At 73.7% G+C, this 12,268-nt stretch carries 8 protein-coding genes; 6 read left to right on the top strand and 2 right to left on the bottom strand.

What is annotated here, in order from left to right:
- Positions 1-187, bottom strand: a 187-nt coding sequence (locus tag FXF65_RS23015; RefSeq protein ID WP_187412461.1) for a CoA transferase, incomplete at its 3' end; no start/stop codon positions are given.
- 7 nt (positions 188-194) lie between these two features.
- Entirely contained in the window at positions 195-3,032 is a 2,838-nt protein-coding gene (locus FXF65_RS23010) for a PKD domain-containing protein (protein ID WP_187412460.1), read from the bottom strand.
- Between the two features lie 366 nt (positions 3,033-3,398).
- On the opposite strand from FXF65_RS23010, the gene FXF65_RS23005 reads away from it, so the two are divergent.
- From FXF65_RS23005 to FXF65_RS22980, 6 genes are all read left to right on the top strand, one after another.
- Entirely contained in the window at positions 3,399-4,799 is a 1,401-nt protein-coding gene (locus tag FXF65_RS23005) for a hypothetical protein (protein ID WP_148352106.1), read from the top strand.
- Positions 4,796-6,061 carry a protein kinase family protein gene (locus FXF65_RS23000; RefSeq protein ID WP_148352045.1) on the top strand — a complete coding sequence of 422 codons (1,266 nt, stop codon included), beginning with the start codon at positions 4,796-4,798 and terminating at the stop codon, positions 6,059-6,061. The genes FXF65_RS23005 and FXF65_RS23000 overlap by 4 nt, the downstream gene beginning before the upstream one ends.
- Positions 6,058-6,942 carry a sulfotransferase domain-containing protein gene (locus FXF65_RS22995; RefSeq protein ID WP_148352044.1) on the top strand — a complete coding sequence of 295 codons (885 nt, stop codon included), beginning with the start codon at positions 6,058-6,060 and terminating at the stop codon, positions 6,940-6,942. The genes FXF65_RS23000 and FXF65_RS22995 overlap by 4 nt, the downstream gene beginning before the upstream one ends.
- A gap of 10 nt (positions 6,943-6,952) precedes the next feature.
- On the top strand, positions 6,953-8,431 hold the full coding sequence (locus tag FXF65_RS22990; protein ID WP_148352043.1) for a GumC domain-containing protein: 1,479 nt from the start codon (positions 6,953-6,955) through the stop codon (positions 8,429-8,431).
- An 80-nt stretch (positions 8,432-8,511) separates the two neighbouring features.
- Positions 8,512-10,650, top strand: coding sequence for a hypothetical protein (locus FXF65_RS22985; protein WP_148352042.1), 2,139 nt, complete (start codon positions 8,512-8,514; stop codon positions 10,648-10,650).
- Positions 10,637-12,259, top strand: coding sequence for a polysaccharide biosynthesis C-terminal domain-containing protein (locus FXF65_RS22980; RefSeq protein ID WP_148352041.1), 1,623 nt, complete (start codon positions 10,637-10,639; stop codon positions 12,257-12,259). The genes FXF65_RS22985 and FXF65_RS22980 overlap by 14 nt, the downstream gene beginning before the upstream one ends.
- Positions 12,260-12,268: the final 9 nt, after the last annotated feature.

Raw genomic sequence — 12,268 nt, 5'->3', positions numbered from 1 at the left:
AGTTCTCCACCAGCACGTCCGCGTGCCGGACGAGCCGGGCGAGCACGTCGCGCCCGCCGTCCGACTTCAGGTCGAGGACGATCGACTCCTTGTTCCGGTTGATCGACAGGTAGTACGTGCTGACCTGGTCTCGGGAAACGCCCCGCCGTTCGTAACGGGGGTTCCAGGGGGTCGCCCCCCTGGGCAAACAGGGCTTACTTGCGCGCGAGGATGATCGTCCACATCGCGGCGCGGCTGCCCGCGTCGGTGGTCGCCGTCTTGGCGCCGTAGCCGCCGGTGGCGACGGTGCCGTTGCTGTCGACGATCAGCGACGTGATGCGGCCGCTGCCGGAGCCGATGCCGGTGCCGCGGGACGTGACACCCGCCGGGGCCGTCCAGGCCGTGGTGCTGGACGACTTGTCACCCCAGTACGTCACCGCCCAGTCACCGAAGTCGCCCACGGTGGCGGTCGGGCTGGTGTGGTCGGTGACCGTGCCGCCGTCGACGCCCTTCGCGACGGCCGCGACCGGGTCGGTGGCGTCGGTGTTCTCGTACGCCAGCAACCGGATGTCGGCCTTGGTGTAGTCGCTCAGGCCGACGTTGACCTGGCTTCCGGCGTCACCGGCCTGCGCGACCCGCTTCCAGAGGACGGACGTCGCGCCGCCCACCGACTGCGAGTCGACCTGCGTCCAGCCGGACGGCGGGGTCGTCATCGACACCGTGCTGCTGTTGAAGGTCAGCACCATGATCAGGCCGTCGCCCGGCTGGACGGTCGGCGGGACCTGCGCGAACGCGGTCTTGACGTTGGCGTTGCCGCCCGACCCGCCGCGGAATCCGATGTTCGCCTGGTTCGGCGCCACCGTGACGTCCTGCGTCTTGGTGCCGGTCCCGCCGCGGTTGTCGGTCACCGTCAGCTTGACGGTGTAGGTGCCTGCCGCGTCGTAGGCGTGCTGCGGCGTGGCGCCGGTGCCGTCCTTGCCGTCGCCGAAGTCCCAGGCGTAGGACGCGATGGTGCCGTCCTCGTCGGAGGACCCGGCGGCGTTGAACGAGCAGTCGAGCGCGTCGCAGTTGGCCGTGAACGCGGCGGTCGGCGCCTGGTTCGGCGTGCCCGCGTAGACGAACACGGTGCGCCCGCGCCAGTCGGCGGTGCTCACCTGGGTGCTGTTGCCGGAGGGCACGCCCGCCTCGGAGAACGCGACGCGGTAGAGCCTGCCGCTGCTGGTGCTCACGTAGTAGAGGTTGCCGCCGTCGACGAACATGCCGCCGACCGAGGACCAGTTCATGCCCGGGAGGTTGCCGACGGCGGTGGACTCCAGGGCGCCGACGACGTTGCTCTCGGGGTTGAAGGTCCGGTAGTAGAGCGAGGACCCGCCGCGCGTGTAGTAGATCCGGCCCTTGTAGTAGAACATGCCGGTGATGTTCGGCACCTGGCCGTGCCAGGTCGTCATCGAGGTGAGCTGGTCGGCCGCGTCGATGGTGGTGGGGGCGCCGAGCGTCGTCCCGTCGAAGGTGCGGCGGCGGAACGTGCCGTCGGACCCGCCGTAGAACAGTTCGCCGTTGAGCATGAACGCGCCGCGGGCCTGGCGCCAGTCGACTCCGCCCGTGTTGTCGTTCACCTCGGCGCCGGCCGTCGTCCCGTCGAACGAGCGGTGCTTGAGGTAGTTCTGCGCGAGGAAGCCGGTGCCGCCCGCGTAGTAGACGTTTCCGGGAAGCTTGCCGGGAACGAGGTTCGGGACGGTCGTCCCGCCGGTGATGGGCAGCAGGGCGAGCTTCTGGTGGTACTCGCCGCCGATGTTGTCGGTGTCGCTGCCGACCCAGAGGCCCTCGTCGGTGGCGAGCATGTCGAACACGCCGACGCCCTTGTCACGGCCGGGGTTCCAGCTGAACGGAAGCCCGCTGACGGGGTCGAGCGCGACGATGCCCTCGCGGCCGACGGCGCCCTGGCCGGGACGGTCGCCCGCGAACGGGTTGTTGGCCCAGCGGAAGTGCCCGCCGGTGTAGATCGCGGTGTCGGTGATCTCGACGGCGTAGGTGGTGTCGCCGCCGGTGAAGTTCACCCAGCTCGGCTGCTGGCCGCCGCCGGTCGCGCCGCTCTCCCAGCGCGCCTGCGTGTCGCACAGCTTCGCGGTGCCGCCGTAGGCGCCGGTGGTCGTCACGACGAAGTACTTGCCGTCCGGCGAGAACTCGACGTCGCGCATGTAGGTGTCGAACGACTGCGAGCACTGGTCGGCGTAGCGGACGGTGTCCCAGTTCGCGAGCTGCGCGGACTGGCCGGTGAGGTCCAGCATGACGATCTGCCGGCGGGTGCTGCCCGCGACCGAGTTGAAGTTGCCGACGCCGACGAGCTTGGACCCGTCGGGGCTGATGTCGAACTTGTACATCGTGGTGATGCCGTCGCCGGTCTGCGTCCCGGCGAAGGACAGGTCGACGAAGTCGTCGCGGGCGCCGGTCTGCGGGTTCAGCGTGGCGAGCGCGACCCTGGGGGCGCCGCCGGCCGTGGTGAAGGTGCCGCCGACGTAGAGTCGCCCGCCGGCGAACCGGAGGTCGCGGACGCGGGCGTCGAGCTGCGGGTCGAACGCGGCGATCGGGGCGCCGGTCTGCGCGCTGATCCGGGCGAGCACGAAGTGCCGGACGCCGTTGATCTCGCTGAAGGTGCCGCCGACGTAGATCGACTGGCCGTCCGGGGCGGGCAGCAGGACGCTGGCCTCGCCCTTGTTGAGACTGGGCGTGAAGTTCGGGTCGATCGCGCCGGTCCCGGCGTCGAAGGCGAACAGCCGGTTGCGGGTCAGCACCGGCTTGTTCGAGCCCGCCTCCTTCACCTGGGTGAAGGAACCCCCCACATAGATCTTGGAGCCGATCTTGATGATCGACTGGACGGTGCCGTCCACGACGTGCGGGGTGTGATCCGCCGGGTCGGCGCTGACGACGCGCCCGTGCCCGGGTTCGGATCCCCGCTGGTCGGCCTGCGCCGGGACGGCGACGGCGAGGCCCGTCAGCGTTCCCAGCACCAGCACCGCCCCAGCGGTGAAGGCCCCCCACCTACGTCTGCCCATCAAGCCCTCCGTGCAAAGTCGAGGCATAGCTGCCCTGTGATGTGTCGTATTGTGCGCGGGAAGGTGACCGGCGCCGTGCCGCGGTCCGCGAGAACGGCCAGCGTGCCCCGCAGGGTACGCTGCGCACCTCGGAAGGACGCCGCCCACCCCCCTTCGGACGACCGGAAATAGTGGCCGAAAACGGCCACGCTCCGTTGTCGCCCCTGACAGCGGGGTGGACGTCCTCCACTCGCGGCGGGGCGCCCGTGCGCGGCCGGACACGTCGGATGGACACTCGGACGGGCGCGCGGACGGACGGTCCGGGCGCCCGGCGGGATCCGCGCGCCGGACGGTGCGTCCAGGGGAACGGAGCGTTGATTGACCGGGATGCGAGGGATCGCGGGGAGCACGCCCCTCGCGCCGGCGCGGCTGCTGCCGTGGCGGCTGCGGCCGGGCTGGCCGCTCAGCGTCGCGTTCCTCGGCTTCCCCCTGTGGTGGATCCTCGGCCTCGCCAACGTGGTGCTGCTCGTGATGACGGTGCCGATGGCGATGACGCTGTGGCGGCGGCGCGGCACGCTGGTCGCCCCGTTCGGGTTCGCGGCGTGGCTGTTCTTCCTGGTCTGGGTCGTCCTCGGCCTGCTCGTGCTGTGGGCGGACGCCCCGCTCGCCGAGCCGGGCGGCGGGTTCAGCCGGCTCCTGGTCTACGGGTGGCGGCTCGCCTGGTACATCTCGTTCACGGTCGTCCTGCTGTACATCGGCAACCTGAGCGAGCGCGACCTGCCGTCCGGGCGGATCGGCAAGCTGCTCGGCTACATGTTCATCGTGACGACGGTGGGCGGCCTGATCGGCTCTTTCTTCCCGTCCATCCAGCTGACGTCGCCGATGGAGATGGTCCTGCCGCACGGGCTGACGAGCAACTCGTTCGTGCGCGACATCGTCCATCCGAAGGTCGCCGACATCGAGTCGATCCTGGGCTTCGAGCAGTCGCGGCCGATGGCGCCGTTCGCCTACGCCAACACCTGGGGCGCCGCGTACGCCTTCTTCCTGCCGTACTTCCTGCTGACCTGGATCCTGCGCGCCCAGCCGCGGCGCCGCATCGCCGGGTTCGCCATCCTCGCCGCGTCGCTGTGGCCGGTCGTGTACTCGCTGAACCGGGGCCTGTGGGGCGCGCTCGGCGCGATCGGGCTGTTCGGGGTGGTCAAGCTGATCCAGGTGGGCGGCCCGCGGGTGATCGCCTGGACGGCCGGGATGGCCGCCGCCGGGGCGATCGTCGTCGCGCTGTCGCCGCTGCCGGGGCTCGTCCAGGACCGGCTGGACAACCCGCACAGCAACAACCGCCGCACCATGCTCGCCGAGGAGACGACGCGCAGCGCGCTCGCCGGGTCGCCGATCGTCGGGTTCGGCTCGACCCGCAACGTGCAGGGCGACCTCGGCCAGGTCTCCGGCGGCGACAAGGAGGGCTGCAAGGCGTGCGGCTCCCCGCCGCTCGGCACGCAGGGCCACCTGTGGCTGCTGCTGTTCGCCAACGGCCTGGTCGGGACGGTCGCGTTCTCCGCGTTCTTCCTCATCCGCTTCTTCCGGCACTGGCGGGATCGCGGCGCCTACTCGCTCGCGGGGTGCTCCGTGCTGATCGCCCTCGCCCTATTCATGATCACATACGACATGGTGGAGGTACCGCTGTACACGGTGATGATCGCGGTGGCGCTGATGTGGCGGGCCAGGCGGGACGCCAGCGGCGACCAGGTGCACCCGTTCGCGCGGGCGCTGACGGCCGGGACGTCCCAGTGAGCGCCCAGACCGGCGAGCAGGCCGGTGGACGGGCGGGCGAGCGGGTCCGGGACGCCTGGATCGACGCCGCCCGGGAGCTGTGGCCGGACGCCGACGTCACGGCCGTCGGGCCGGGCCGGTCCGAGGGCGCCCGCCGCGAGCTGGCGTTCCTGCCGGACGCCGAGCACCCGCGGCTGCTCGTCCCGGCCGGGCTGCCGGGCGCGGCGGCGAGCGCGCTGCGCCGGTACAGCCACGACCTCGGCGTCAGGCAGCGGGTGTCGCGGGGCCTCACCGCGGCGGCGGTCCGCACCGGCCTGCCGGAGCGGACGCTGAAGGACCGCCTGCGCATCACCGGCGGCGGGCCGTCCATCGAGGACCGGCTCGCCGAGCTGCTCGGCCGCCCGGTCGTCGTCAGCATCGGGCTCGGCAGCGCCCGCGCGAACCGCAAGCCGATCCTGCACGTGCTGTCGCCGGGCGGGGAGCCGGTCGCGTTCGTCAAGGTCGGCGACACGGCCACGGCGCGCGGCCTGCTCGCCGGGGAGGCCGAGGCGCTCGCCCACCTGGACCGGCGGCTGGACGGCCGGGTCCACGTCCCCCGGCTGCTGCACCACGGCACGTGGCGGGCGCTCGACCTGCTCGTCCTGGAGCCGCTGCCGACGAGCGCGCGCGGCTGGCGCCCGCGCGGCCGGGCCCCGGTCGCGGAGATGCGGGCCCTGTTCGAGGTCGGCGGCGTCGAGCGGACGCCGCTGCGCGGCAGCCCCTTCTGGGACGCGACCGCCGCGAGCGTCGCCGACGTCCTCGACGAGGGGCAGCGCGCCCGCTTCGGCGAGGTCGTGGAACGCACCGGCGAGGCGCACGGCGACCTGCCGCTCGACTTCGGCGCCTGGCACGGCGACTGGACGCCCTGGAACATGGCCTGGCACCGCGGCGTCCTCCGCCTGTGGGACTGGGAGCGCTTCGGGCGCGGCGTCCCGAACGGCTTCGACCTGCTGCACTACCGCCTTCAAGAGGCCATGCAAAAGGAAAGGCGCACCGCGGCGGGCCCGCCCTACGCCACATGGCCGGACGGCGCCGCCGCCGTCCTGGAGCCGCTCGGGCTGACCGGCACGGCGGCTGACGCGACCGTCCGGCTGTACCTGCTGGAGCTGTGCCGCCGCTACCTGCTGGCCGCCCAGGAGCCGATCGGCGAGCCGCTGCGCGCCGACACCGAGCGCCTGCTCGCCCTGATCCACGCCGACGCGACCGGCACCGCGACCGGCACCGCCTCCGGGAGGAACCCGTGATCTCACGCCGTGACGCCCCGCAGTGGGTCAAGGAGGCCGGCCGCGCCGCCACCCGGGCGGGCGGGCGCCTCACCTCCGGCACCCGCGTCCTGCCCGGCTTCCTCATGGTCGGGACGCAGCGCGGCGGCACGACGTCGCTGTTCCGGGCGCTCGCCGCGCACCCGGCGGTCGTCCAGCCGAACTTCCACAAGGGCGTGCACTACTTCGACGTGAACTATTCGCGCGGCTTCGGCTGGTACCGGGGGCACTTCCCGGTGCGGACGCGGGCCGAGCGGCGCGTCGCCGCCGCCATGCCGGACGCGCGGCCGCTGGCGTTCGAGTCGGCCGGGTACTACATGCACCATCCGCTGGCCCCCGAGCGCATCGCCCGCGACCTGCCGGACGTGAAGCTGATCGCGCTGCTCCGCGACCCGGTGATCCGCGCGTACTCGGCGCACAAGCACGAACTGGCCCGCGGGTTCGAGACCGAGCCGTTCGAGCGGGCGCTCGACCTGGAGGCCGAGCGGCTCGCGGGCGAGGTCGAGAAGATCAAGGCCGACCCGGCGTACGTCAGCCACGGCCACCGGCACCACTCCTACGTCGACCGGGGCCAGTACGCCGAGCAGATCGGGCGGCTGTTCGAGCTGTTCGGCCGCGACCGCGTCCACGTCGCCTACGCCGAGGACTTCTTCGCCGAGCCGGAGCCCTGCTACGACGCGATCCTGGAGTTCCTCGGCCTGCCGCCGTGGCGGCCCGAGTCGTTCGAGCGGCACAACGCGCGCCCCGGCTCGCCGCTGCCCGACCAGCTGCACCGCAGGCTGGCCGGGCACTACGCCCCCTGGGACGACAAGCTCGCCGCCCTGCTCGGCGACGAGCCCGCCTGGCGGCGGAGGGCACGGTGACCCGGCGGCGATGAGCAAGCGCACCCTCGGCCCGTCCAGCGTGCAGGCGGAACCCCCGCTCGCGCCGGACTCGATCCCCGTGACCCGGTACGCGAGCGCCGTCCGGCGGCACCTCGCGGCGCTGGTGATCGCGGTGGTGGCGGGCTGCGCGCTCGGCGGCGCCAAGGTCGCGCTGACCCCGGCGACCTACACCGCGCACATCTCGGTGCTGGCGCCGCCGGTGGCGCTGCACCCGGGCATCAACATCGGGTCGTCGATCGACACGAACAAGCGCCAGCCGCGCGAGACGACGATGGACACCGAGGCGCAGCTCGTCTGGTCCGACAGCGTGCTGTCCACGCTGTCGGCGAAGCCGGGCTTCCACGCCCCGCGCGACAAGCTGCGCGAGCGCGTCGAGCTGAGCGTGCCGTCCAACACGCACGTGTTCACGATCGGCGTCCGGGCCCGGTCGCCGCGGACCGCGCGGGACGGCGCCACCGTCGTCGCGGAGGCGTACCTGAGCCTGCGGGCCCGCATCCTCGGCCAGATCCAGGAGCGCAACCGGACGGCCCTGGAGCAGAACCTCAACCTGCTGAAGACGCAGCTCGACGCCCTGCCCGGCGACGAGGACGAGCTGCGCCGCGTCACCACCCGCACCCGCCGCCAGGCGATCATGAAGCAGATCCGGGACGTCCAGCAGCAGATCTCCGGCCTGAAGAGCAGGGCGGAGCAGCCGGGCGAGGTGCTGCGCGCCGCGACGCTGCCGCGGCACCGCGACGATCCGAACCGGGACGTGTCCGTCGCGACCGGGATCGGCCTCGGCCTCCTCGCCTGGGTCGCGTTCGTGCTGCTGCGCGAGACCCGCCCGCGGCGCATCCGGCGGCCCGCCGACATCCGGCTGCACTCCCGGCTGCCGATCATGGTGGAGGCGAGCACGCTCGGCGGCGGCCACCGCGAGGTCTGCCGCCGACTGCGCAACCTCGTCTTCGACGCCGAGGCGAGGACGGTCCTGGTCGCGGGCGTGCCGGGCGCGGCGGGCACCGAGCTGGCCTACGAACTGGCCGAGCTGTGCACCGAGGGCGGCTCGGCGTCGACCGTGCTCCGCATCGCCGGTGCGGGCGACGCGGAGCCGCCGTCCCCGGACCCCGTCCCCCGCACGTTCGGGGTGCGGCTGGTGCGCAGCGACGACGACCGGCAGCTCACCCGCGCCGTCGACAAGGCCGGCCGCGAGTCGCGCGTCGTCGTGATCACCACGCCCGACATCACCGGCGCCGACACCATCGCGGCGGCCGCCGCCAGCGACCTCGTCCTCGTCGTGGTGGAGAAGGGCCGCGCGCTCGACCGGGAGGTCGCGAGCGGCGTGCTGGCCCTCGACCAGTCCGCCAACCCGGCCCGCGCCATCGTGCTGACCTCCGCCGCGCCCGCCGGCCCGGCCCCCCGGACCGCGCGACCCGCGGCGAGTTCCCAGGCAAGATCTCCGCACCGAGCCACCGCTCCCGGACGAGGTTGAGATGAACGGAACCGTCCATGTGCAACACGCGGTTAAAGTCGTGATGAAAAGACATCCGCGGATCGATGAGGGGATTCGTCGTGGGAGCTGACCAGACGGCAGACCCGCAGGGGGGGCAGCTCCTGGCCCTGGTCCGGCGGTACGCGGCGATGCTGATCGTCCTCGGCGTCGCCGGGGCGGGCGCGGGCATCGCGCTGGAGATCGTCATCCCGCCGCCGTACAAGGCGACGGCGACCGTCCTCGTCACCCCCCTTGAGGGCAACCCGTACTCGCCCGAGGGCCGCGGCGACGACCTCGTGAACCTGCAGACGGAGGCGCAGCTCGTCGCCACCGACGGGGTCGCCCAGATCGTCACGAAGAAGCTCGGGCACGAGCCCGAGGGGACCATCGGCGTCTCCGCGCCGCCGAACACGCAGGTGCTCAGCCTCACCTACACGACGGGCGACTCCGGCGACGCCCGCGCGGGCGCGCAGGCGTTCGCCGACGCCTACCTTGAGTACCGGACGCAGCGCGCGCAGAGCGTGGTGAACAACCAGCTCACCAAGCTCAAGGCGCAGGCGACGAAGGTCACGCGGCAGCTCGACCAGGCCAACCGCGAGCTGGCGCTCTCGTCCGGGTCGAAGAAGGCGACCATCGCGCAGCGGATCACCGCCTTCAACAACCAGCTCGGCGTGATCGACGAGCAGTCCAACGACATCGCCAGCACCCCGATCGACCCGGGCCAGGTCATCACCCCGGCGGCCGCGCCGAGCGGCCCCGGCATCGTCCGGCCCGCCATGTACGGCGCGGGCGGCCTCCTGTTCGGGCTGGTCGCCGGATTCGTGATCATGCTGCTGCGGGAGCGGCTGAACCAGCGGCTGCGCAACGCCGAGGCGATCGAGGGGCTCGGCGTCCGGGCGCTCGCCACGATCCCCTCCGGCGGTCCGGGCGGCGACACGCTCGCCCTGGTCAGCGCGCCGAAGAGCCCGGTCGGCGAGGCGTACCGGCGGCTGCGCGCGGCGGTCGTGGCGACCGCGCCGCAGACCCCGGTGGCGCTGCTCGTCACGAGTGCGACGCCGGGCGGCAGCGCCCGGCTGGCGAGCGCCAACCTCGCGGTGTCGCTGGCGTTCGCGGGCGCCAAGACCATCATGATCGACGCCACCACCGAGGACTCCGACATGACGGGGCTGTTCGGCGCCCGTCCCGGCAAGGGCCTGTCGGACACGCTGCTCAGCGGCACCGACCCGGCCACCCTGCTGATCCACACCGACTCGCAGCTGCGGCTGCTGCCGCGCGGGCCGCGCGCCCGCGAGGCCGCGCACCGCTACAGCGGCCCGCGGATGCGCGAGACCGTGAAGGTGCTGCGCCGCCGCAGCGAGTACCTCGTCGTCAACGCGGCGAGCCTGCACGACGCCGACGCGCAGGCGCTGTGCACGTTCGTGGACGCGGTCGTCCTCGTCGTGAACCAGGGCGTGACGACCCGCGAGGAGCTGCGCCAGGCCTACATCGAGGCCGAGCGCGCGGGCGTGACCGTGCTCGGCGCCCTGCTGGAGCCGCCGGAGCAGCGCGGCGGCCGCCCGCAGCGGCAGGCCGCGCCGTCCCGGCCGGCCCGCGCTCCGCAGCGCAGCGGCGAGACGCGGGTGCCCGCGGACACGCGCGGCAGCGGCGAGAGCCGGGTGCCGGGCGACGCGTCCCTCGGCTGGGCGGACGAGCAGCCCGGCCCGGAGGACGCGCGCCGTCCCGACCCGTCCGACGACGGCGGCTACTGGCCGGGCCGTCCCCGCGACGAGGACGACCAGGACGCCGAGGCCGCGTCCCTGACCACCCAGGCCCTCCCGCAGATCAAGCAGCAGCCGCAGATCAAGCAGCAGCCCCGCGACCCGCGGCAGGCGCCGTCCCGGCAGCCGCGCCGGCGCGGCGCCCCGCCGCAGGGGTCCGCGCGGCCGCGCGGACCGCTGGCGCTCGAACCGCCGTCGGGTCCGGGCAAGCCGGTCGCGCCGAAGCCGCCCGCCCCGCCGTCGGACATCGCCCCGGGCGAGGCCGACGCGGCGGCCGAGCAGGCCGAGGCCGCCGCCGCGCTGGAGTCGGCCTCGACGCGGACGCAGGAGGACATCTCCAAGTACATGCCGCCCGAGCAGCCCGACGACGCGCCGGACGGCCCGGCCGCCGGCGAGCCCGGCCCCGACATGCCCCGCTACGGAAAGAAGCCGCACAAAGCGGGGCGGCATGCCGGGTCCTGAACCGGAGCCGTCCGGCGGGCCCAATCTGAACAGGCTGGCGAGGGGCGGCGCCCTCAACCTCGTGGGCGCCGCCGTCGCCGGCGTGCAGGGCCTGGCGCTGGTCTTCCTCGTCGCGCACCTGTACTCGCAGCGCATCGCGGGAACGTTCTTTGCCGCGACGTCGCTGTTCATCATCCTGCAGGCGGTGTCCGGGCTCGGCACGGACGCCGGGCTGCTGCGCTGGCTGCCCCGGCACCTCGCGCTCGGCGACCGGACGGCGGCGCTGCGGACGGTCCCGGTCGCGCTCGTCCCGGTCGCGGCGACGGCGGCGGTGGCCGCTCTCGTGCTCGCCGCGACCTCGTCGTGGACGGCGGGCCACATCGGCGCCGACGACCCCGGCCAGGCGGTCGGGATGGTGCGGGTGCTGGCGCTGTTCCTGCCGCTCGCCGGGGCGCACGACGCGCTCCTCGCGGCGACCCGCGGCTACGGGTCGATGCGGCCGACCGTCCTCGTCGACAAGATCCTGCGGCAGACGCTCCAGGTCGCCGGGGTGATCGCGGCGGCGCTGCTGTCCGACGACGCGACCTGGCTGGCGTTCGCGTGGGCCGCGCCCTACCTGCCGTGCATCGCGGTCGCGGCGCTCTGGTACCTCAGGATCAGCCGCCGGGGCCGGGCCCCGTCCGCCACGGCCGAGCCGGTCGCGCCGGGCGGATCCGCGTGGGGCCCGCTGGCGAACGACTTCTGGCGTTTCACCGGGCCGCGCGCGTTCGCGCAGATCTGCCAGACGGCGTTCCAGCGCGCCGACATCGTGCTCGTCGCGGCGCTCAGCTCGCCCCGCGAGGCCGCGATCTACACGGCCGCGACCCGGTTCATCGTGATCAGCCAGCTCGTCACGCAGGCCGTGCAGAACGTCATGCAGCCCGCGGTGAGCAAGCTGATGGCCCTGTCCGACCGGACCGGCGCGCAGCGGATCTTCGCGGTCTGCGCGTCCTGGAACCTGGTGCTCGCCTGGCCGGTGCACCTGTCGATCGCGGTGGGCGCGCCGGTGTACGTCGCGTCGTTCGGCGACGGGTACCGCGGCAGCGGCCAGACCGTCACGGTGATCCTCGCGATGGCGATGCTGGTCGCGACCGCGACCGGGGCCCGCGACGTGATGCTCCTCATGGCCGGGCGCAGCGGGCTGAGCCTGGTCAACCAGAGCGCCGCGCTGACCGTGAACCTGGTGCTGAACGTCCTGCTGATCCCGCCGTTCGGGATCGCGGGCGCGGCGGCCGCGCGGGCGGCGGGGCTGCTCGTCCGGACGCTGCTGGCGCTCGTCCAGGTCCGCCGCATCCTCGGCATGTCCCCGGCGAGCGCCGGGCTGTTCTGGGCGGGCGGCTCGGCGGTGGTGAGCTTCGCCGCGGTGCCGCTGGCCGTCCGGCTCGTCGCGGGCTCCGGCCCGGCCGCGCTGGCCGCCGGGCTCGTCCCGGGCGCGATCCTGTACGTCGTCCTCCTCTGGGCCGGCCGCGAGCGGCTGGCCCTGACCGCCTTCGCCTCCCTGCTCCCGGGACGGCGGGGCCGCCGGCCCGCATCCGAACCCGCGGGCGTCACCGTCCCGCCGGTCCCCGACACGACACCAGCCACCAACTGAACCCATGAT

This window comes from Actinomadura syzygii (genome assembly GCF_008085905.1).
GTDB lineage: Bacteria > Actinomycetota > Actinomycetes > Streptosporangiales > Streptosporangiaceae > Spirillospora > Spirillospora syzygii.
Note: the sequence above shows the minus strand (reverse complement) of the source record. Positions and strands in the feature narration are given on the sequence as shown.